Origin of the sequence: Couchioplanes caeruleus (genome assembly GCF_023499255.1) — a bacterium.
GTDB classification, from domain to species: Bacteria; Actinomycetota; Actinomycetes; order Mycobacteriales; family Micromonosporaceae; genus Actinoplanes; species Actinoplanes caeruleus_A.
Genome location: NZ_CP092183.1, coordinates 5,206,131 through 5,226,908, shown reverse-complemented (window position 1 = coordinate 5,226,908; position 20,778 = coordinate 5,206,131). Strand labels below are relative to the sequence as shown.

At 72.6% G+C, this 20,778-nt stretch carries 17 protein-coding genes; 11 read left to right on the top strand and 6 right to left on the bottom strand.

Annotation, left to right across the window (positions count from 1 at the left end; genetic code table 11):
- Nucleotides 1-158 precede the first annotated feature (158 nt).
- Nucleotides 159-1,226, bottom strand: a complete 1,068-nt coding sequence (locus COUCH_RS24260) for a LacI family DNA-binding transcriptional regulator (protein WP_249607495.1) — start codon at nt 1,224-1,226, stop codon at nt 159-161.
- Nucleotides 1,227-1,394: 168 nt separating this feature from the next.
- Between COUCH_RS24260 and COUCH_RS24255 the strand changes: the two genes are divergently transcribed.
- From COUCH_RS24255 to COUCH_RS24240, 4 genes are all read left to right on the top strand, one after another.
- Nucleotides 1,395-2,645: a sugar ABC transporter substrate-binding protein gene (locus COUCH_RS24255; protein WP_249607494.1), complete on the top strand. Its 1,251-nt coding sequence runs from the start codon at nt 1,395-1,397 to the stop codon at nt 2,643-2,645.
- The gene (locus COUCH_RS24250; RefSeq protein WP_249607493.1) at nt 2,642-4,234 is read left to right on the top strand and encodes an ABC transporter permease subunit; all 1,593 of its coding nucleotides are present in this window, start codon (nt 2,642-2,644) and stop codon (nt 4,232-4,234) included. Before COUCH_RS24255 ends, COUCH_RS24250 begins: the two co-directional genes overlap by 4 nt.
- Nucleotides 4,231-5,073 carry a sugar ABC transporter permease gene (locus tag COUCH_RS24245; protein ID WP_249607492.1) on the top strand — a complete coding sequence of 281 codons (843 nt, stop codon included), beginning with the start codon at nt 4,231-4,233 and terminating at the stop codon, nt 5,071-5,073. Before COUCH_RS24250 ends, COUCH_RS24245 begins: the two co-directional genes overlap by 4 nt.
- Before the next feature lie 167 nt (nt 5,074-5,240).
- The gene (locus COUCH_RS24240) at nt 5,241-5,906 is read left to right on the top strand and encodes a hypothetical protein (RefSeq protein WP_249607491.1); all 666 of its coding nucleotides are present in this window, start codon (nt 5,241-5,243) and stop codon (nt 5,904-5,906) included.
- A gap of 45 nt (nt 5,907-5,951) precedes the next feature.
- Here the strand turns inward: COUCH_RS24240 and lysS are convergent, their stop codons facing one another.
- Nucleotides 5,952-7,673, bottom strand: a complete 1,722-nt coding sequence (lysS, locus tag COUCH_RS24235; protein WP_249607490.1) for a lysine--tRNA ligase — start codon at nt 7,671-7,673, stop codon at nt 5,952-5,954.
- A 79-nt stretch (nt 7,674-7,752) separates the two neighbouring features.
- A complete protein-coding gene (locus COUCH_RS24230) occupies nt 7,753-9,210 on the bottom strand; it encodes a peptide MFS transporter (protein ID WP_249607489.1) in 1,458 nt (485 codons plus the stop codon).
- Between the two features lie 98 nt (nt 9,211-9,308).
- Between COUCH_RS24230 and COUCH_RS24225 the strand changes: the two genes are divergently transcribed.
- Nucleotides 9,309-11,585, top strand: coding sequence for a putative bifunctional diguanylate cyclase/phosphodiesterase (locus tag COUCH_RS24225; protein WP_249613797.1), 2,277 nt, complete (start codon nt 9,309-9,311; stop codon nt 11,583-11,585).
- A gap of 37 nt (nt 11,586-11,622) precedes the next feature.
- Complete coding sequence (locus COUCH_RS24220; protein WP_249607488.1) at nt 11,623-12,843, top strand: threonine synthase; 1,221 nt, start codon at nt 11,623-11,625, stop codon at nt 12,841-12,843.
- Between the two features lie 54 nt (nt 12,844-12,897).
- Here the strand turns inward: COUCH_RS24220 and COUCH_RS24215 are convergent, their stop codons facing one another.
- On the bottom strand, nt 12,898-13,899 hold the full coding sequence (locus COUCH_RS24215; RefSeq protein WP_249607487.1) for a radical SAM protein: 1,002 nt from the start codon (nt 13,897-13,899) through the stop codon (nt 12,898-12,900).
- Nucleotides 13,900-14,490: 591 nt separating this feature from the next.
- Between COUCH_RS24215 and COUCH_RS24210 the strand changes: the two genes are divergently transcribed.
- Genes COUCH_RS24210 through COUCH_RS24200 form a run of 3 tightly spaced genes read left to right on the top strand, consistent with a single transcriptional unit; the run spans nt 14,491 to nt 17,462 of the window.
- A complete protein-coding gene (locus COUCH_RS24210; protein WP_249607486.1) occupies nt 14,491-14,847 on the top strand; it encodes a PRC-barrel domain-containing protein in 357 nt (118 codons plus the stop codon).
- Between the two features lie 16 nt (nt 14,848-14,863).
- A complete protein-coding gene (locus COUCH_RS24205) occupies nt 14,864-15,844 on the top strand; it encodes a Ku protein (protein ID WP_249607485.1) in 981 nt (326 codons plus the stop codon).
- 19 nt (nt 15,845-15,863) lie between these two features.
- Complete coding sequence (locus tag COUCH_RS24200) at nt 15,864-17,462, top strand: DNA polymerase ligase N-terminal domain-containing protein (protein ID WP_249607484.1); 1,599 nt, start codon at nt 15,864-15,866, stop codon at nt 17,460-17,462.
- A 14-nt stretch (nt 17,463-17,476) separates the two neighbouring features.
- Here COUCH_RS24200 and COUCH_RS24195 read toward each other — a convergent pair whose 3' ends face one another.
- Entirely contained in the window at nt 17,477-18,025 is a 549-nt protein-coding gene (locus tag COUCH_RS24195; protein WP_249607483.1) for a GNAT family N-acetyltransferase, read from the bottom strand.
- Nucleotides 18,026-18,261: 236 nt separating this feature from the next.
- On the opposite strand from COUCH_RS24195, the gene COUCH_RS24190 reads away from it, so the two are divergent.
- On the top strand, nt 18,262-18,855 hold the full coding sequence (locus COUCH_RS24190) for an RNA polymerase sigma factor (RefSeq protein WP_249607481.1): 594 nt from the start codon (nt 18,262-18,264) through the stop codon (nt 18,853-18,855).
- Between the two features lie 52 nt (nt 18,856-18,907).
- Nucleotides 18,908-19,417 carry a hypothetical protein gene (locus tag COUCH_RS24185; RefSeq protein WP_249607480.1) on the top strand — a complete coding sequence of 170 codons (510 nt, stop codon included), beginning with the start codon at nt 18,908-18,910 and terminating at the stop codon, nt 19,415-19,417.
- A 6-nt stretch (nt 19,418-19,423) separates the two neighbouring features.
- Here COUCH_RS24185 and COUCH_RS24180 read toward each other — a convergent pair whose 3' ends face one another.
- Nucleotides 19,424-20,764: a S8 family peptidase gene (locus COUCH_RS24180; protein ID WP_249607479.1), complete on the bottom strand. Its 1,341-nt coding sequence runs from the start codon at nt 20,762-20,764 to the stop codon at nt 19,424-19,426.
- Nucleotides 20,765-20,778: the final 14 nt, after the last annotated feature.

Genomic DNA, 20,778 nt, shown 5'->3' with positions numbered 1-20,778 from the left:
CTCGATGTCGCCGGGCGAAATGAGCGTGTTGACCCTTTCGCGTTGCAGAAAGCGCTATCCGCGGCGCGGCGTGTCGGCGGAAAAGCGCAGGCAGGAGCCCGGGCCGCCGACGGGAAGGACCGCAACAACTTTCAGAAGATCAACTTAACAACTACGACTCAAGCCGCGGAAAACTTCATACTTTCCGGCCCGACGCTCTCCGGCCCGCGGTCCGAGCGGTTGATCGCCGTCGAGCCGCGCACCACCAGCTCGGGCGGGAACACGTACTCCGAGCGCGGCGCGCCGTGGCCGTTGATCTCGTCCACGAGCTGGCGGATGGCCGCGTTGCCCATGGCCGACACGGGCTGGCGCAGGGTGGTCAGCGGCGGGTCCGTGAACGCGATCAGCGGCGAGTCGTCGAACCCGACCACCGACACGTCCCGCGGGACGCTCAGGCCACGGCGCCGGGCCGCCCGGATCGCGCCGAGCGCCATCAGGTCCGAGCCGCACACGACGCCGGTGACGCCGCGGGCCAGCAGCTGACCCGCGGCCACCTCGCCGCCCTCGACCCCGAACAGCGTCAGCGCGACGAGCTCGTCCAGGTCGCGGTCGCGCACGCCCAGCTCGCGGCGCATCGCCGTACGGTATCCGTCGAGCTTGCGCTGCACGTTGAGGAAGCGGTCCGGGCCGGAGATGAAGCCGATGCGCCGGTGCCCCAGCGCGACCAGGTGGTTGACCGCGAGCTCGCCGGCCAGCCGGTCGTCGCAGGAGATGAACGGGGCGTCCAGCCCCTCGGCGTAGCCGTTGATCAGCACGATCGGCAGCGGCCGGTCCACCAGGCGGCGGTAGCGGTCGTGGTCGGCGGTGGTGTCGGCGTGCAGGCCGGAGACGAACACGATGCCGGAGACCTGGCGGTCGAGCAGCATCTCCACGTACTCGTCCTCGGTCACGCCGCCCGGCGTCTGGGTGCACAGCACGGGCGTGAAGCCGGACTGCGACAGCGCGGACTCGATGGTCTGCGCGAACGCCGGGAAGATCGGGTTCTCCAGCTCCGGCACGATCAGGCCGACCAGGCCCGCACTGCGTTTGCGCAGCCTTTCCGGGCGTTCGTAGCCGAGGACGTCGAGGGCCGTCAGCACCGCCTGGCGGGTGTCGGCGGACACGCCGGGCCGGTCGTTGAGCACCCGCGACACCGTCGCCTCGCTGACCTCGGCCTGGCGCGCGATGTCGGAGAGTCGTGCGCGCATGGGCGTCACTGTAGACCCTGGAACTTCTTGCGGAAGCGCTGCAAGGTCTTCCATTCATCGAAACGTCTTGCTAGCGTCCCGGCAACGTACTCACGCCTCTCCGGCCCCTTCCTTCCCAGAACCCACTGCCTGCAGCGGGCCGCTTCGTGCTGCCCGATAGGAGTAGAAATGCGCACTAAAGCCATAACCGCGATCGCCCTGATCGCCCTCGCCGCCGGCTGCAGCAGCAGCGGCGGCGGCGGCGACAAGCCCGGGCCCGGCAGCTCCCCACCGGCGGCGGGCGGCAAGCTCGTCATCTGGGGCGACGACAAGCGCGCCGCCGCGCTCAAGCCCTTCGCCGACCGGTTCGGCCAGGAGAACGGCATCACCGTCGAGGTCCAGGCGATCTCCAAGGACCAGCAGACCACCTTCGTCACCGCCTCCCAGCAGGGCAGCGGCCCGGACGTGATGGTCGGCGCCCACGACTGGATCGGCAACCTCGTGCAGAACGGCGCGGTGGACCCGGTCCAGCTCACCGCCGCCCAGCAGGAGGGCATCGCGCCGAACGCGCTCAAGGCCGTCACCTTCAACGGCCAGGTGTACGGCGTCCCGTACGCCACCGAGAACCTCGCGCTGATCCGCAACACCAGGCTCGCCCCCGAGGCCCCGGCCACCGTGGAGGACCTCGTCGCCACCGGCAAGAAGCTGCAGTCGCAGAAGAAGGCGAGCGAGATCCTCTGCCTGCAGGTCGGGCAGAACGGCGATGCGTACCACCTGTACCCGTTCTTCACCTCGGCCGGCGGCTACCTCTTCGGCCGGACCGCGAACGGCGACTACGACCCCAAGGACCTCGGCGTCGGCAAGCCCGCCTCGATCGCGGCCTTCGAGAAGATCCGCAAGCTCGGCGAGAAGGGCGACGGCGCGCTGAAGCGCTCCATCACCGTCGAGAACTCGATCGCGACGTTCACCGCCGGCAAGTGCGCGTTCCTCGTCTCCGGGCCGTGGGCGGTCACCGACGTCAAGAAGGCCAAGATCGCGTACGACGTCAGCCCCGTACCCGGCTTCGCGGGCGGCAAGCCGGCCCAGCCGTTCCTCGGCGTGCAGACCTTCTACGTGGCGGCCAAGGGCAAGAACAAGGCGCTCGCGCAGGAGTTCGTCACCAACTACGTGACCACCCCGGAGCTGGCCGTCGCGCTGTACCGGGCCGAGCCCCGGCCACCCGCGCTCACCGCCGCGTTCGACCAGGTCAAGGGCACCGACCCGGACCTCGCCAAGTTCGTCGACGCCGGGAAGAACGCCGTACCGCTGCCGGCCGTGCCGGAGATGGCGACCATCTGGGACCCGTTCGGCAAGGCCGAGTCCGCCGTCATCGGCGGCGCCGACCCCAGGACCGCCCTGTCCGCCGCCGCGAAGACCATCTCCGGACAGATCACGTCATGACAGCCGTCCTCGAGCGGGAAACCGCCCCGGCCGTGGCCCCGCGCGGGCCGCGCCGGGGCGGCGCCCGCGGCCGCCTACTGACCGTCCTGCTGCTCGGGCCGGTCGCCGCGATCGCCCTCTGGGCCGCGTTCCCGCTGCTGGAACAGGGCCACTGGATCGCCCTCGGCGTCCTGGCCGCCGCCACCGCGGGACTCTTCTACCTGTACCTGAGCCCCCGCCACGTGCCGGCGAAGTACCTCGTGCCCGGCACGCTGTTCCTCCTCGTCTTCCAGCTCTTCCCGGTGCTGTACACCGCGTCCACCGCCTTCACGAACTTCAGCGACGGCCACCGCGGCGACAAGCGGGACGCCGTCGTGGCGATCCAGACCGCCTCGGTCACCCGGGTGCCCGGCTCGGCGGAGTACGTCCTCACCGTGGCCACCACCGGCGACCCGGCGACCGGGCCGCTCAGCTTCCTGGTCACCGACCCGGCGACCGGGCGGGTGTCCGCGGGAACCGCCGGCGGCCTGCGGACCCTGCCGCCCGGCGAGGCCACGGTGAACGCGGCAGGCCGGGTCACCGCCGCCGCGGGCTACACCGTGCTGACCGGCGGGCAGGCCGCGGCCCGCGGCCGGGAGATCACCGGCCTGGTGGTGCCCACCGCCGGCGGCGCGATCCGCTCGCAGGGCCTGACCCGGGCGTACGAGGGCCGGGCCGGGCGCGCGTACGACGAGGGCTGCGACTGCATCCGCGAGGCGGCCACCGGCCGGACGTGGACCGCCGACGACAGCCGGGGCGCGTTCATCGCCGCCGACGGTGACCGGCTGGCGCAGGGCTGGCGGGTCGGCGTCGGCCTCGCCAACTTCACCCGGCTGATCACCGATCCCGCGGTCTCCGGGCCGTTCGCGCGTACGCTCATCTGGAACCTGATCTTCGCGCTGGCGTCGACCGGCGGGACGTTCGTGCTCGGGCTCGGCTGCGCCCTCGCCCTGCACTCGTCCCGGATGCGGGGGCGCGGGCTCTACCGGACGCTGCTGGTGCTGCCGTACGCGATGCCGTCGTTCGCCATGCTGCTGGTCTGGCGCGACATGTTCAACACCGACTTCGGCCTGATCAACAACCTGTTCGGGCTCGACGTGGACTGGTTCGGCGGCGCCGCGTCCGCCCGGATCGCGGTGATTCTCGTGCAGTTGTGGCTGGGGTATCCGTACATGTTCCTGGTCGCCACGGGCGCGCTGCAGGCCATCCCGGCGGAGCTCAGTGAGGCGTCCAAGCTCGACGGCGCGACCCCGTGGCAGTCGCTGCGCCGGGTCACGCTGCCGCTGCTGCTGGTCGCGCTGACCCCGCTGCTGATCTCCTCGTTCGCCTTCAACTTCAACAACTTCAACGCGATCTACCTGACCACCGACGGCGCGCCGTTCGCCGCCGACAACCCGGCCAACGGCGCCACCGACCTGCTGATCACGTACACGTACCGGCTGGCCTTCGGCGGCTCGGGCGCCCAGTACGGCTTCGCCGCCGCGGTCTCGGTGTTCATCTTCGTCATCGTCGCGGTCATCTCGGTGGTCAGCTTCCGCCGTACCCGCCGCCAGGAAGAGGTCTACTCATGAGGTGGTTCTCCACCGTCGGATGGCGGCACGGGGTGGCGGTCGTCGCGCTGCTGTTCTCGCTGTTCCCGATCGTCTTCGTGGTGTCCGCCGCGCTGAACCCGCTGGGCACGCTCTCGTCGACCACCGTCGTGCCGCGCGGCGCCTCGTTCGGGAACTTCTCCCGGCTGCTCACGGACACCCCGTTCCCGCACTGGTTCCTCAACTCGGTGTTCATCGCCGGGGTATCGGCCGCCGCGTCGGTGTTCCTGTCGGCACTGGCCGCGTACGCCTTCAGCCGACTGCGGTTCCGCGGCCGGCGACCGGGCCTGCTGGCGTTGCTGCTGATCCAGATGTTCCCGCAGTTCCTCGCGATCGTGGCGATCTTCCTGATGTTCTCGACGATCACCGAGCTGTGGCCGCCGATCGGCTTCAACCGGTCCTGGGGACTCATCCTGCTCTACCTGGGCGGGGCGCTCGGCGTGAACACGTGGCTGATGAAGGGCTTCTTCGACACCGTGCCCCGCGAGCTCGACGAGTCCGCCACGATGGACGGCGCGTCGCACGCCCAGACGTTCTTCCGGATCCTGCTGCCACTGGTCGCCCCGATCCTCGCGGTGTCCGGCATGCTGGCGTTCATCGGGACGATCAACGAGTTCCTCATCGCCAACGTGTTCCTCACCGACACCGGGGCCAAGACCCTCCCGGTCGGCATGTACGGCCTGGTCGCCGGCGAACGCAACAGCAACTTCGGCATGTTCTGCGCGGGCACCCTGCTGACCGCGGTACCGACCGTGCTGGTCTTCCAGGTGCTGCAGCGCGCCATCGTGACCGGGCTGACCGCCGGCGCCGTGAAGGGCTGAGGCCGCGGGACCCGGGCATTGCAGCGATCACGACCTCGGTGCGGAGCGCGGGGGGCTGAGGCACCGGCTGCATGCTCGGGCGGCTGAGCCCCGGGGCAGCGCGGACGGGGCGCGGGCCAGTACCCTGACGCGGCTCCGCCGTCCGTGCCCGATCTCCGAGGTGAGTCGTGTCCTACCCCCAGCAGCCCCCGCCCCCGTTGCCGTACGGCGCGCCCCCGCCCTACGGCGCCCCCGGGGACCAGGTGCCCGCGCCCGTTCCCGGCCAGGGCTGGTCCGCGACGCCCGCCGCGGCGCCCGCTGGGCAGGTCCGGCCCGCGTCGGCGCCCGTCGCGGACCCCTACGCCGGCGCGCCCTACTCGCCCGCACCGTATGCCGCCGCCCCGTATGCGCCGGCGCCCGGACCGCAGGCGGCCGCGGGCTTCGGGGCGATGACGGTCACCGCCTGCCGGATGTGCGGCAGCGTGCCCGCGGCGGCCGCCACCTTCCGCGGCCACCAGGGCTTCATCATCGTGATGCGCTTCCTCAGCCTGGAGGGCCCGTTCTGCCGCGACTGCGGGCTGGCGACCTTCCGCCGGATGACCTCCCGCACGCTGGTGCAGGGCTGGTACGGCTGGGCGTCGTTGATCATCACGCCGATCACCGTGCTGATCAACATCATCCGCCGCGGCCGGGTGGCGACCCTCGGCGCGCCGCAGCCCAACCCGTACGGGCCGAGCCGCCCGCCGATGGACCCGGGCCCGCGCCTGCTGCAGCGGCCGATGACGATCGTCGGCCTGGCCGTGCCGTTCGCGCTGGTCGTGCTGATCGCCCTGCTGGCGTCCCAGTCCTCCTGACCGTCCGCCGCCCGGGCCGGGGACTCCCGGCCCGGGACGGGGCGGTCAGCCGCCGATGAGCGTGCGGATGCGGTCGGCGCCCACCGCGAGCAGCAGCGTGGGCAGCCGCGGGCCGGTCTCCTTGCCGATCAGCAGGCGGTAGACCAGTACGAAGAACGACCGCTGCGCGACCTTCAGCTCATTCGTCGGCTTGGTGTCCGGGGGCAGGCCCGCCATGACCTTCGGTACGCCGTACACGAGCGTGGTCAGCCCCTCGAGCGACCAGTGGTCGTCCAGACCCGCCGCGAGCAGCCGCAGGGACTCGCGCTGGTCGTCGTCGAGCGAGGCGAGCAGCTCCTTGTCCGGCTCGGCCAGGACCTGGGTGCGGGCCTCCGCCGGCAGCTGGGTGTTCACCCAGGTCTGCGCCTTGTCCAGCCGCGGGCGCACCTGGGCCAGGTCGGTGACCGGGCGCTGCGGGTCGATGTCGCGCAGGATCCGCAGGGTCTGCTCGTCGTGGCCGGTGGTGATGTCGACGATCGAGGCGAGCGTCCGGTACGCGATCGGCACCGGCGTGCGGGGCAGCGTGACCCCGGCGGTGCGGACGGCGCGGTCGTGGGCGGACACGTCGGCGGGGGCGGCGGTGCCCGCGGCGATCTTGCCCTCGAGCGCGTCCCACTCGTCGTACAGGCGCTGGATCTCGGCGTCGAACGCGACCTTGAACGACTGGTTGGGGCGGCGGCGGGCGTACATCCAGCGCAGCAGCGGCGCCTCCATGATGGCCATCGCGTCGGCCGGGGTCGGCACCGCGCCGCGGGAGCTGGACATCTTCGCCATGCCGGTGATGCCGACGAACGCGTACATCGGGCCGATCGGCTGCTCACCGCCGAAGATCTCGGTGACGATCTGGCCGCCGACGACGAACGACGACCCCGGCGACGAGTGGTCGACGCCGGAGGGCTCGAAGTGCACGCCCTCGTACGCCCACCGCATCGGCCAGTCGACCTTCCACACCAGCTTGCCCCGGTCGAACTCGCTGAGCAGCACGGTCTCGGTGAACCCGTCGGCGCACACGTACGTCATCGCGGTGGTCTCGTCGTCGTACGCGGTGACCGTCGTGGTGTCCTTGCCGCACGACCCGCAGTACGGCTTGTACGGGTAGTAGCCGCTGCCCGCGCCGCCGTCGTCCTCGTCGGCGGCGCCGGAGCCCTCGGCCGCCTGGGCGGCAGCGGCGGCCTCGTCCGCGTCCAGCTTCGCCGCCTTCGGCGCGGCGGTCCGGCCCTTGGTGCGGTAGCGGTCCAGGATCGCGTCGATCCGGTGCCGCTCGCGCATGGCCAGCAGGATCTGCTCCCGGTACGCCCCCGAGGTGTACATCTCGGTCTGGGAGATGCCGCGGTAGTCGACGCCCAGCTCGGCCAGCGAGTCGATCATCGCGGCCTTGAAGTGCTCGGCCCAGTTGGGGAAGCGGCTGCCGGGCGGCGCGGGCACGGCGGTCAGCGGCTTGCCGATGTGCTCGGCCCACGACGCGTCGACGCCGGCCGGCACCTTGCGGAACCGGTCGTAGTCGTCCCACGAGATCAGGTGCACGACCTCGTGGCCGCGCCGGCGGATCTCGTCGGCGACCAGGTGCGGCGTCATCACCTCACGCAGGTTGCCCAGGTGGATCGGCCCGGACGGGCTCAACCCGGACGCGCACACCACCGGCTTGCCCGGCGAACGGCGCTGCGCCTCGGCGATCACCTCGTCGGCGAACCGGCTCACCCAGTCGACGGCTCCTGCAACTTCAGCCACGATCCCCAACTTCCGTCCTCGTACCCTCACCGCCATTTTCCCGGATGGCCTCCGGAGGGCTGCGGGCCGGGGTGCCGGGTCAGCGGACGCCGCTCATCAGGTGGGTGATGGGCTTGGCGGCCAGCGCGAGCGCCACCCCGATCACGATGGCGATCAGACCGAGGATGCCGAAGTACGCCGTCTCGTGCGATTCGTCGTAGTAGTGCGCCAGCGTGCCCGACGCGGCGGTGCCGAGCGCCACCGACAGGAAGAACAGCGCCACCATCTGGGTGTGGAAGGCCTCCGGGGCCAGTTTCGTCGACAGCGAGAGCCCGACGGGGGACAGCAGCAGCTCCGCGACCGTGAAGACCAGCAGGATGCCGGCGAGGGCGAGCAGCGGCGCGCTGTTGGGACCGCCCCCGGCCAGCGGCAGGAACAGCAGGAAGGCCACACCCATGATCACCGTACCGGCGGCGAACTTGATCGGGGTGCTGGGCTGGCGGGGGCCGAGGCGGGTCCAGAGGGCCGCGAACACGCCGGAGAGCACGATGATGAACACCGGGTTGATCGACTGCACCCAGGAGACCGGCATCTCCCAGCCGAACAGGTTCCGGTCGAGGCGCTGGTCGGAGTAGATCGTCACGACCGTGAACTGCTGCTGGTACAGCGACCAGAAGACCGCGCTGGCGACGAACAGCGGGATGAACGCGTACACCCGGCGACGCTCGACGGCCGTGATCCGGCCGCTGGTCAGGATCACCACGAAGTAGGCCACGGCGGCGAGCGCGCTGAGCACGATCACCACGTTCGACAGGTACGCGGCCCGCAGCACGCCCGTCACGGCGAGCACCACGACGAGCACCACCGCGGCGGCCAGGGCCAGGGCGACGGGCAGGCGGCGCTGTGCCGGCAGCGGGTTCGGCACGACCCGGGCGGGGCCGGTGAGGCGCTTGCGGCCCAGCGCGTACTGGATGAGCCCGACGGCCATCCCCACCGCGGCCAGGCCGAAGCCCCAGTGGAAGCCCCACGACTTCTGCAGCAGGCCGGTCAGCAGCGGGCCGAGCAGCGCGCCCAGGTTGATGCCGAGGTAGAACAGCGAGAAGCCGGCGTCGCGCCGCTCGTCGTGCTCGTCGTAGAGGGTGCCGACCAGCGACGTCGCGTTGGCCTTGACGCCGCCGCTGCCCACCGCGATGAGGATCAGGCCGGCCGTGACGCCGGTCAGGCCGGGCAGGACGGCGAGGCTGATGTGCCCGGCCATGACGAGGATCGCGCTCAGGAACAGCACCCGTTCCGGCCCGAGCAGCCGGTCGGCCGTCCACGCGCCCAGGATCGTGGAGAGGTAGACCGCTCCGCCGTACGCGCCGACGATGCTGGTCGCGGTCGCCTCCGACAGGCCGAGGCCGCCCTGGTCCGCGGTGTAGTACAGGTAGATGAGCAGGATGCCCTGCATGCCGTAGAACGAGAACCGTTCCCACAGCTCGACGCCGAAGAGGTTGGCCAGCACCGGCGGCTGACCGAAGAAGGTCCGTTCCGGGGTTCGCTCCTGCTGGGTCGTCATGGGCTTACCTCTACCGCGTGAGCTCATGCGGCAAACGGGGTGCCGATACTCAAGGTTCTCTCAAGGGGCACACCCGTGCGGCCGATGTTCGCGTCGTGATGAGTCGTCGGGACCTGGGTGACCGCGTGGCCGGTGCGGCCGTCGCGGCCGGCGGCGCGCTGCTAGCGGCGTACCTGGTCTGGTACGTCGGCGGCTGGGGCGGGGAGACGCTGCGGGCGTACGTGACCGACGGCATCTACCCGCCGCTCGCCCTGCTGTTCACCGTGCTCGCCGTGCGGGCGGTGCGGACCGTGGCCGACGCCAGGGCCCGGGCCGCCTGGTCGTTCATCGCGGTGGCGTTCGCCTGCCAGCTGGTCGCGCACACCTCCTGGTTCGTCGAGGACGCGATCCTGCACTCCACCACGTACCCGTCGTTCGCCGACTACTGGTTCCTGGCCTTCGTACCGTTCATGTTCGTCGCGCTGCTGCTGCTCGCCGGTGTCCGCCGCACCCGGCGCGACAAGATCAAGCTGGCGCTGGACGCGCTGATCGTCGGCGCCAGCACGTTCATGGTGCTGTGGTACCTGGTGCTCGGGCCGATCCTGGTGACCGACGGCGCCGGGCTCAGCGAGATCGTCTACTCGGCCGCGCTGCCGGTCGGCGACCTGCTGCTGGTCCTGGCCCTGGCGACCGTCCTGCTGCGGCGCGCCACGGCGGCCGGCACTCCCGTACGGCTGCTCGCCGCCGGCGTCGTCACGTACGTGATCGCCGACGTGTACTACGGCTACATCCAGCTGCACGAGGGCTTCGTGGGCGGCACGTGGCCGGACCTGTTCTGGCTGCTCGGCTGCTACCTGTTCACGCTGGCCGCGTACCGGCAGTGCCGGCGGGCCGGCGGCGGCGACGCGGCGGCCCGCGACCGGCGCGTGGTGAGCACCTGGCTGCCGTACGGCGCCATCGCGCTGGCGTACGGGCTGCTCGGCACGCTCGTCCGCGAGCAGGGCATGTACCCCTTCGGCGGCATGATCATCGGTGCGGTGCTGCTGACCGGCCTGGTCGTCGCCCGCCAGATGTACGCGCTGCGCGAGAACCGCGACCTCGCCGTCACCGACCCGCTCACCGGCCTGGCCAACCGCACGCTCGTCGGCGACCGGCTGATCCAGCTGAGCGCCCAGCCGCTGCGGGCGGGCCGGCACGCCGCCGTCCTCATCGTGGACCTCGACAACTTCAAGCGCGTCAACGACACGTACGGCCACGACGCCGGCGACGCCGTGCTCTCCGGGGCGGCCGCGGCGCTGCGCTCGGTGATCCGCGCCGGCGATACGGCGGGGCGCCTGGGCGGCGACGAGTTCGCCGTCATCCTGCAGAACCTGCCCGACGCCGACACCGCCGCGCGGATCGCCGAACGGCTCGTCGAGGCCCTGCGTACCCCGGTGATCTTCGGTGATCGTCTGCTGGCGGTCGAGGCCAGCATCGGCGTCGCCGTGCGCGACGAGCGCACGACCGACGGCGAGGAACTGATGCGGCACGCCGACACCGCGATGTACTGCGCCAAGCGCGCGGGCCGCGGACGGTACGCCGTCTACCGGCCGGAGCTGGACTCCCGGGCGCGCGACGCCGAGCTGCGCCGCGCGATCGACAACGGCGAGCTGGTGGTCTTCTTCCAGCCGGCCGTCGAGCTGGGCGGCGGCCGCATCGAGGCGGTCGAGGCGCTGGTGCGCTGGAACCATCCCGAGCGGGGTCTGCTGATGCCGGGCGAGTTCATCGCGCTCGCCGAGGAGACCGGGGCGGTCGTGCCGCTGGGCGAGCGGGTGCTGCGCGACGCCTGCCGCGAGGTGGCGCGCTGGCAGACCACCGTCCCGGGCGCCGAGCAGGTCCGCCTGTCGGTCAACCTGTCGCCGAACCAGGTGCTGCAACCCGAGCTGGTCGACACCATCGGCAACATCCTCGAGGAGACCGGCTTCCCGGCGCACCGGCTCATCCTGGAGCTCACCGAGGGCGTCGTGCTCGAGCCGGACGCCGCCGTCGTGGCGCGCCTCGAGAAGCTGCGCGCGATGGGCATCAGCATCGCGGTCGACGACTTCGGCACCGGCTACTCCGCGCTGACCTACCTGCGGCGGCTGCCCGTCGACATCCTCAAGATCGACCGTTCCTTCGTCACCGGGATCGCCGACGACCCGGAGGCGCGTACGGTCGCCGAGGCCGTGGTGCGCCTGGGCATGGCGTTCCGGATGAACGTGGTGGCCGAGGGCATCGAGACGGCCGACCAGGCGCGCGGGCTGGCCGCGATGGGCTGCGGCTTCGGCCAGGGCTTCCACTTCTACCGCCCGATGGACGGCGAGGCCGCCGCCGAGGCGCTGCGGACCGCGTACGACTTCCGCGGCACCGGCGACTGAGCGCGGGCTGTCACACCCCTGCCCTAGGGTCGGCGGCATGAGCCACTCCGCCCTCAGCCACCTCGAATGCTCCCGCACCGGCGAGCGCTCCGACGCCGACGCCGTGCAGGGCGTCAGCGCGGCCGGCGTGCCCCTGCTGGCGCGCTACGACACCGAGCTGGCCGGGCGCACGCTCACCCGCGAGGCGCTGGCCGCGCGGCCCGCGACCCTCTGGCGCTATCACGAGATGCTGCCCGTGCGGGACCCGGCGTCGATCGTGTCGCTGGGCGAGGGCATGACCCCGCTGCTGCCGCTGCCGCGGTACGGCGCCCGCATCGGCGTGCCGGGCCTGCTCATGAAGGACGAGGGGCTGACACCGACCGGCTCGTTCAAGGCCCGCGGCGCCGCCGTCGGGGTGTCCCGCGCCGCGGAGCTGGGCGTCAGGGGCGTCGCGATGCCGACCAACGGCAACGCGGGCGCGGCCTGGGCGGTCTATGCGGCCCGCGCCGGCCTGCGCTGCCTCATCGCGATGCCGGCCGCGGCACCGGCGATCACCCGCACCGAGTGCGTCGCGGCCGGCGCCGAGCTCTACCTGGTGGACGGCCTGATCGGCGACGCCGGCCGTTTGATCAACGCCGCCGTCCGTGAACGCGGCGGCTACCAGGAGGTGTCCACGCTCAAGGAGCCGTACCGGCTCGAGGGCAAGAAGACGATGGGCTACGAGATCGTCGAGCAGCTCGGCTGGCAGGTGCCCGACGTCATCCTGTACCCGACCGGCGGCGGCGTCGGGCTGATCGGCATCCACAAGGCCCTGCGGGAGATGCAGGAGCTCGGCTGGATCGGCGACCGCCTGCCGCGCCTCGTCGCGGTCCAGGCCACCGGCTGCGCGCCCATCGTGCGTGCCTACGAGCGGGGCGCCGACGTCAGCGAGCCGTTCCCGGACGCGGCCACCGTGGCGTTCGGCATCACCGTGCCCAAGGCGCTCGGCGACTTCCTGGTCCTGCGCGCGGTCCGCGAGACCGGCGGCACGGCGATCGCGGTGACCGACGAGGCGACGCTCGCCGAGCAGCGCCGGCTCGCCGCCGACGAGGGCGCCTTCATCTGCCCGGAGGGCGCGGCCTGCCTGGCGGCGGCCCGCGACCTGCGCGACAGCGGCTTCATCGGCGGGTCCGACCGGGTGGTCGTGCTCAACACGGGTACGGGCCTGAAGTACCCGGAGACGATCCCCGTGGACGTCCCCACCCTGCCGATCGGCGGGCGCATCGAGAATGTGCGGTGACCGCCATCCTGTCTGCCGTTCCCCTGCCTGCTTCCCCGCGGCAGCCGGACGCCTTCAGAACGTGCGGTGATACAGCGAGCAGCCGCGGCAGACCTCGGGCGGCTCCGCACCGGCCAGCCGCCGCCGGAATTCGCGGTACGGCTCGCCGTGCCAGATCTGCGCGAAGCTCTGCTCACCCACCACACCCAGCGAGACCCGGTCGTCGCCCATCACCATGCAGCACGGCTGCACGACACCCGAGCTGGTGATGTACGCGGCCTCCCACGGCCACGAACACCCGCGGCCGCCGCTCGTGGGGGAGCCCGTGGCGGGCAGCCGCAGGCGCAGTCCCCGTTCCGCGGCCGCGCGTCCGGCCTCCGCGAACACCTGCCGGGCGTGGTCCTCGTCGGCGCCCGTCCACAGAGCCTGGTCGGCCGTGAACTGCCGGATCCCCTCGTACCGGCCGGCCGGGTCGGTGTCCGAGAAACTGTGCGACAGGTTCTGCACGTGCAACTCGTCCACGCCGATGTCGCCCAGCAGATGCACCAGGTCGGGCAACTCCCCGACGGTGTCGCGCATGGCCACGAACACCACCCGGATCCACGGGGTGGCGCTGCCCGCCGCCCGCTTCGCCCGGACCAGCCCGGCCAGGTTCGCCACCACCGTGTCGAAGGAGGCGCCGTCCCGGATCGCCTCGTACGCCCCGGCGTGCGCCCCGTCCAGGGAGACGTGCAGCCAATCCACCCGGCTCGCCACCAGCTCGGCGGCCCGGCGCGCGGTGAGCAGGGTGGCGTTGGTGTTGAACCCCACGGTGACGCCGCGATCCACCGCCGTACGGATCATCGCCGGCAGATGCGGCGACAGCAGCGGCTCGCCCAGCCCCTGCAGCGTGAGCCGGCGCAGCCCCGGCACCTCGTCCACAACCCGGTGGAACAGCTCCGGCGTCATGGCGCCGGCCAGCTTGTTGACCGGCGGACGGTACCGGACCAGGCACATCATGCAGCGCAGGTTGCAGGCCGAGGTGATCTCGAGCTGCAGGTGCCCGGGGAGTGGCGGGTCATCGATACCGGTCGCCATGGACGCGGGATTGCCCGCCCCGCCCGGAAGCAAACCGCCCCGGCCCGCCCTCGGGTCCCGCTCACCCGCCGGGACCCGCACCGCCCGCCCGGCGCGACCCCATACCGCCCGCCCGGCGCGACCCCACACCGCCTGCCCGGCGCGGCCCGGCCCGTCTGGGCGGCGCGGTCCCGCCCTGCCCGCCGCGGGCCGGGCCGGCCTTGCTTGCGCGGCCCGGCCTTGCTTGCGCGGCCCGGCCTTGCTTGCGCGGCTCGGCCTTGCTTGCGCGGCGCGCCTCGGCGCTGCTTGCGCGGCGCGGAGGGCGCGGCCCGCCCCGGTCCGGCTCGGCGTAGCCCCGCCTGGTTCGGCGCGGCGCGGCCCGGCGCGGCGTTGCTTGCTCTGCGCGGCAGGTCGCGGCCCGCCCCGGTCCGGCTCGGCCCGCCCCGGTCCGGCTCGGCCCGCCCCGGTCCGGCTCGGCGTGGCCCGGCCTGGTTCGGTGCCGCGGCCGACCCATCGAGCGCGGCGCCCTCCCGCGTGCCCTGCCCGACGATCCGGGCGGCCCGGTCGTGTGATCTTGGGGTTTCGGGGCGCGGGGGACGGGAATACGGTCGTATGTTTGCCGCTGAGAACCTGCGTGACTGGCGTGGTGAGAAGGTCATCGACCCCGAGGGCGACAAGATCGGGGAGCTGGAGGCCGTGTACGTCGACACCGCCACCGACGAGCCGGCCTTCGTGACGGTCAAGGTCGGCATGATCGGCCGCCACCGGCTGGTGTTCGCCCCGGTCACCGGCGCGACCGTGAGCCCGAGCGCCCTACGCGTGCAGTTCCCGAAGAAGCTCGTCACCGAGGCGCCCGCCATCGACCTGGACGGCGAGCTCACCGCCACGGACGAGCCCGCCCTGTACGCGCACTACGGCCTGGCGTACCAGCCGGGCACGTCGGGCGAGCGGCGGCTCGGGCGGCGCTGAGCGGGGGAGGGCTGTCATGGCGCGACCGATCTGGACCGGCTCGATCTCCTTCGGCCTGGTGTCGGTGCCCGTGGGGCTGTATTCGGCCACCCACGAGCACGAGGTCTCGTTCCACCAGTTCGAGAAGGGTACCGCCGACCGTATCCGGCTGCGCCGGGTCAACGAGCGGACCGGCAAGGACGTGGAGTACGACGACATCGTCAAGGGCACCGATGTCGGCGACGGCGAGTTGGTCATGCTCGACCAGGAGGAGCTCGACTCGGTTGCGCCCGGCCGCTCCCGCAGCCTGGAGATCCACCAGTTCGTCGACCTGGACGAGATCGACCCGCTCTACTACCAGAAGACCTACTATCTCGCGCCGGGCAGCGACGAGACCATGAAGACGTACGCGTTGCTGCGCGATGCGATGGCCGACGCCAACCGGGCGGCCGTCGGCACGCTCGTGATGCGCGGCAAGGAATACCTGGCCGCGATCCGCCCCGACGACGACCTGCTCGTGCTGCAGACCATGTACTTCGCCGACGAGGTGCGCGATCCGAAGAAGGAGCTGGATCGAGTCCCCGGGGCGAGCAAGGCGAAGCCCGCCGAGCTCAGCATGGCCGCCCAGCTCATCGACTCGATGTCCGGGCCGTGGAAGCCGGCGGAGTACCGCGACACCTACACCGACCGGGTCAACGAGCTGATCGAGGCCAAGAAGTCCGGCCGCGAGGTCACGGTCGCCGAGGACGCGCCGGAGCCCACGAACGTCACGGACCTGCTCGAGGTGCTGCGCCGCAGCGTCGAGGCCGCGAAGAGCCGCCAGTCCGCCCCTGCGAAGAAGGCGCCGGCCAAGAAGACGGCGGCCAAGAAGACGGCGGCCAAGAAGACGGCGACGACAGCGAAGAGGGCGGCGCCTGCAAGAAAGACGGCCACGAAGAAGGCAGCGCCTGCGAAGAAGACGGCTGCGAAGAAGACCGCGGCCGCCAAGAACACGACCGCCCGGAAGCGGGCTTCCTGAGAGGGCGGGAGGGCCGCGGGTGCCGTCGGACCGGCTGACCACGTACCGGCGCAAGCGGGACTTCGCCCGTACGCCGGAACCCGCCGGCCGTCCCCTGCCCGCGGCCGGCGCCGGCGTGCGGCGGTTCGTCGTGCAGCGGCACCGTGCGCGCCGGCTGCACTACGACTTCCGGCTGGAGATCGACGGTGTGCTGGTCAGCTGGGCCGTGCCGAAGGGGCCGACGCTGGATCCCGGCGTGCGCCGCGCGGCCTTCCACGTCGAGGACCACCCGCTCGAGTACTTCGACTTCGAGGGCGTGATCCCGGCCGGCCAGTACGGGGGCGGCGACGTCATCGTGTGGGACGCCGGCACCTGGGAGCCGCACGCGCACCGGGCCGGGCGGGCGGCCGACCCGGGGCGCGACGTCGCCGCCGGCGAGTTGCACCTGGACATGCACGGCGAGAAGTTGCGCGGCCGGTTCGTGCTGGTCCGTACCCGGACCGGATCGTCCGGCCGGGAGGAATGGCTCCTGCTGCACAAGCACGACGACGACGCCGTGACCGGATGGGACGCCGAGGACCACCCGCACTCGGTGCTCAGCGGCCGTACCAATGACGAGGTGAGGGCCGACCCGGACCGGTTGTGGCGCTCCGACCGTCCCGCCGCGCGGGCGTCCGTCGCGCTGAAGGCGCGCGACCTCACCGACGACGAGCTCGCGGAGCTGGACGACCTGCCGGCGACCGGCTCGTGGACCGTCTTCGGCCGCAAGCTGCGGGTGACCAATCTGGACAAGGTCCTGTTCCCGGGCCGCCCCGGCGAGGAACCGGTCACCAAACGCGACTTCCTCCGGTACGCGGCCCGCATAGCCCCGGTCTCCCTGCCCTACCTGGGCGGCCGGGCCCTGAACCTGCACCGCTACCCGAACGGTGCGGGCACGAAGGGCTTCTGGCACAAGGAGTTGCCGGGCCACGCGCCCGAATGGCTGCCGCGCTGGGACAACCCCGGCGCGGACCCGGGGGAGACGCGGACGTACCTGGTCGTGGACGAGCCGGCGGCGCTGGTGTGGGCGGCGAACTTCGGCGCGCTCGAGTGGCACCCGTGGACCTCGCTGACCGAGGCGCCGCAGCTGCCCACGTACGCCCTCGTCGACCTGGACCCGGGCACCACCACCAGCTGGGACGAGCTGCTCACGCTGGCCCGGCTGCACCGTACGGCCTTCGAGCACCTCGGCATCCGGGCCCGCCCGAAGGTCACCGGCCGCCGCGGCATCCAGATCTGGGTGCCGGTCGCGCCGGGGCCCACGTTCGACGACACCCGCGCGTGGGTGGAGCGGCTGTCCCGTACGGTCGGCGCGGTCATCCCGGAGCTGGTCAGCTGGAAATGGCAGAAGAGCGACCGGAATGGCCTGGCACGCCTGGACTACACGCAGAACGCGATCAACAAGACCCTGGTGGCGCCGTACAGCACCCGCCCGGCACCGGGAGCGCCGGTGTCCGCGCCGATCGACTGGGACGAGCTGGACGACCCGGCGCTGCGCCCGGACGGCTTCACGGTCCGGGACGTGACCGACCGGCTCGCGCAGAAGGGCGACCTGTTCCGCGACGTCCTCGACCACACCCAGAAACTGCCCGCCCTGTAGCGCGGCAGCCGGCTTCAGCTCTTCGCGGCCCACTCCGGCGCGGTCACGGCCCACACCTGCGTGTCGTGGCGCACCCCGCCGTACGCGAACTCGCCCCGCAGCGTCCCCTCCAGCGTCATCCCGAGCCGCCGCGCGACGTTCGAGCTGGCCGTGTTGTCCGGCCGGCAGCGCCACTCCGCCCGGTACAGCCCCCGCTCGCCGAGCGCCCAGTCGAGGAGCAGGCCGACCGCCCGGGTGATGAGCCCGCGTCCCGTCCCGGCCGGCTCCAGCCAGCAGCCCACCTCGCACACCCCCGTACGCGTGCTGAACGACACGAACATCACGCCGCCCACCAGCGTCCCGGCCAGCCAGATGCCGTAGATGCGACCGGCGTCGCGCGCGGCGAGATCGGCGTACCGCTGCAGGGTCGCGGTGGCGGAATCGGTGTCGGTGCTGCGGGCGGCCCAGGGGATCCACGGGTCCACGGAGGCGCGGGCCCGGTCCATGTGCTCCAGGAACTCGCCGGCCTGCCAGGGCTCCAGCGGGCGCAGCTCGGCGCCGTCGCCGAGATCGATCACGAACATCGACGCACCGTACCCCGGCACCGGGGTGATGATCGGCCCCCGCGCCGGAACCGGCCGCGCCGGAACCGGCCGCGCCGGAACCGGTCGCGCCGGCAGGTCGGGGGAACCGGAGTCAGGCCGGCGCCCGGGTGCCGGCCGCGAACCGGGCCGCGCTGCCGGCCCCGGTGTCCGGCGGACCGGGGTCGCGGGTGGCCTATTGTGAATCGACGCATTCAAGTCGGCGATTGCGGGGCGCGATGGGCGGCAACGAGCTGGTCGAGGACGTCGCCGTGCTCGTCGCCAAGGCCGCGGACGGTGACCAGGCGGCGTGGCAGGAGATCGTCGGCCGGTTCAGCCCGCGGGTGTGGGCGGTGTGCCGGGCGCACCGGCTCGGCGCGGCCGACGCGGCGGACGTCTTCCAGCAGACGTGGCTGCGGCTGCTGGAGAACCTCGGCTCGCTGCGCGACCCCACGAAGCTGGGCGCCTGGATCGGTACGACGTGCCGCAACGAGGCGCTGGCCGCGATCCGCCGGGCGCGGCGGGCCACGCCGGTGGAGGACTCGGTCCTGGCCGAGCGGCCGGGTGACCCGTCGGACGATCCCGAGGTGCCGTTCCTGATCGCCGCCCGCGACGCCGAGCTGTGGCGGGCGTTCCGCCGGCTCGGGCGGCGCTGCCAGGAGGTGTTGCGGGTGCTCGTCGTCGAGGCCGAGGACGGGCGGCCGTCGTACGAGTCCTCGGCGGCCGCGCTGGGGATGCCGATCGGCAGTTTGGGGCCGACGCGGGGGCGGTGCCTGACGCAGCTGCGCAGATTCCTGACAGAAGGTATCCAGGGGCCCGGCGGCGAGTCGTAGCAGTGATGTTCACGTTACGCAACGCAATTTCGCCCCGGCGGGAGGAGACCCCGTGACCGACCCCACCGACCCGGAGGAGCGTCTCCTGTCCCGGCTCGGGGCCATGTTCGAGCAGGCCGACCCCCCGCCGCCGGAGCTCGTCGAGCTGGCCCGGCAGAGCTTCGTGCTGCGCGACCTGGACGCCGGGCTGGCACGCCTCGTCGAGGACTCCGAGCTGTCCCTCGAGGACACGGCGACCCGCGGGCCGGTGCCGGTCCGCAGCCCCGGCACCCTGCCGCAGCCCCGCCAGCTCACGTTCCAGGTGATCGGCCCGCACGGCGGTGACGAGATCGTCATCGCCGTACAGGTCGAGCCGGTCGGCGCGCGGCGGCGGCTGACCGGGCACCTCGCGCCGCAGGGCCCCGCCCGCATCGAGGTACGCCAGCCCGCCGCCCAGCCGCACCGCGTCGACGCCGACCACCGGGGCCTGTTCGTCATCGACGGGGTGCTGCCAGGCCCGATGAGCCTCACCTGCCACCGTGCCGGCGCCCCCGTCGTGGCCACCCAGTGGATCCTGGTCTGACGACGCTCAGCTCGTCGGCGTACCGGGCAGCAGGTGCACCACCGCGCCGAAGCCGTTCACCGTCGGCCGGCCGGCGACGAGCCGGTCGAACGCGGCCCGCGGGGTCAGCGTCGCGTCCTCGCCGCACAGGGCGGCCACCGCGGCACTGATCTGCGGCGCGGTGAACGACGTGCCGCTCCAGGTCGCCCACGCGTCCGGGGCGAAGTGGACGTCGGCGCCGATGCCGGGCTCCGGCGGCAGCAGCCCCTCCACGAAGGTGGACACGATCCCCACGCCCACCGCCGAGCAGTGCACCCAGCTGCCGCGGTTCGAGAACGACGCCGGGGTGAGGTCGCTGGTGAGCGCGCCCACCGCCTTCACCCCCGGGAACGCCGCCGGGTAGAGCGGCAGGTCACGGCCGTCGTTGCCGGCGCTCGCGACGATCAGGGCGTCCGGGTACGTGGCGGAGATGTACGCGACCGCCTCCTGCATGGCCAGTGGCGGGACCCCGTCGACGGCCGGTGCACCGAACGACGCGTTGATCACCAGGCGCTTGCCGGCGGCGTCGTCGGCGGCCCGGATCAGCATGTCCGCGGCGGACTCGTCGGTGCCCAGCCCGTCGGCGGACGTGAACCGGTAGACCACGACCTCGCAGTCCGGCGCGATCTGCCGGACGATGCCGGCCCCGAACGTGCCGTGCCCGGAGAACCAGTCGTTGCGGTCCAGCGGCTCGAGCACGTTGAGCGGGTCGGTGCCCTCGCCCACCACGCCGGTGTCCCAGGCGTCCGTACGGGGCTGCGGCGCGAGCCCGGTGTCGATGACCGCGACGCGCACGGGCTGGTCGGCGCCGTTGGTGGCGAACGGCCGCGGTGCCACGGTCAGCCCGGGGTACGAACTGCCCTTGATGACGTAGCCGAGCGGGACGATCGAGTTCACGTTCGCCGCCACCCCGGCCTGCCGCAGGCGCCTGGCGTCCTCCCGCAGCGCCTCCGCCGACCTTCCCTGCCGGTGCCGGTACACCCGGGTGCGCCGGCGCTCGCTGCGGCCCGGACGGTCGGCCGCCACGTAGTCGGCGAGCAGGCCGCCCGCCTGCGCCAGCCGCTGCGGATCCGCGTCGACGACCAGCTGGTTCTCCGCGGCCAGCACGATCCGGGGGCTGCCGTCGGGGGTGAACCGGACGAAGGGCAGTCCGCGTCCCCGGCCCGCGGCGCGCTGACGGGTCCGGATGCTCTCCACGATGGAGTCGAGCTCCTGGGAGACGCCGTCCGCCTGCAGGACCGTCACCTGACCGAGGACGTCCTGCTTGTCGTGCTCCAGCTGGGCGGGGGTGCGGGTGTCGGGCAGCGGCCAGTGTGCTGCGATGGTCATGGATCTCTCTCCCT

What these genes read in the sequence shown, in the direction of transcription:
- COUCH_RS24205 (WP_249607485.1), top strand. Translation starts at nt 14,864, where the DNA reads ATGGCGCGACCGATCTGGACCGGCTCGATCTCCTTCGGCCTGGTGTCG.
- COUCH_RS24195 (WP_249607483.1), bottom strand. Translation starts at nt 18,025, where the DNA reads ATGTTCGTGATCGATCTCGGCGACGGCGCCGAGCTGCGCCCGCTGGAG.
- COUCH_RS24255 (WP_249607494.1), top strand. Translation starts at nt 1,395, where the DNA reads ATGCGCACTAAAGCCATAACCGCGATCGCCCTGATCGCCCTCGCCGCC.
- COUCH_RS24250 (WP_249607493.1), top strand. Translation starts at nt 2,642, where the DNA reads ATGACAGCCGTCCTCGAGCGGGAAACCGCCCCGGCCGTGGCCCCGCGC.
- COUCH_RS24215 (WP_249607487.1), bottom strand. Translation starts at nt 13,899, where the DNA reads ATGGCGACCGGTATCGATGACCCGCCACTCCCCGGGCACCTGCAGCTC.
- COUCH_RS24230 (WP_249607489.1), bottom strand. Translation starts at nt 9,210, where the DNA reads ATGACGACCCAGCAGGAGCGAACCCCGGAACGGACCTTCTTCGGTCAG.
- COUCH_RS24245 (WP_249607492.1), top strand. Translation starts at nt 4,231, where the DNA reads ATGAGGTGGTTCTCCACCGTCGGATGGCGGCACGGGGTGGCGGTCGTC.
- COUCH_RS24225 (WP_249613797.1), top strand. Translation starts at nt 9,309, where the DNA reads ATGAGTCGTCGGGACCTGGGTGACCGCGTGGCCGGTGCGGCCGTCGCG.
- COUCH_RS24210 (WP_249607486.1), top strand. Translation starts at nt 14,491, where the DNA reads ATGTTTGCCGCTGAGAACCTGCGTGACTGGCGTGGTGAGAAGGTCATC.
- COUCH_RS24180 (WP_249607479.1), bottom strand. Translation starts at nt 20,764, where the DNA reads ATGACCATCGCAGCACACTGGCCGCTGCCCGACACCCGCACCCCCGCC.
- COUCH_RS24190 (WP_249607481.1), top strand. Translation starts at nt 18,262, where the DNA reads ATGGGCGGCAACGAGCTGGTCGAGGACGTCGCCGTGCTCGTCGCCAAG.
- COUCH_RS24220 (WP_249607488.1), top strand. Translation starts at nt 11,623, where the DNA reads ATGAGCCACTCCGCCCTCAGCCACCTCGAATGCTCCCGCACCGGCGAG.
- COUCH_RS24260 (WP_249607495.1), bottom strand. Translation starts at nt 1,226, where the DNA reads ATGCGCGCACGACTCTCCGACATCGCGCGCCAGGCCGAGGTCAGCGAG.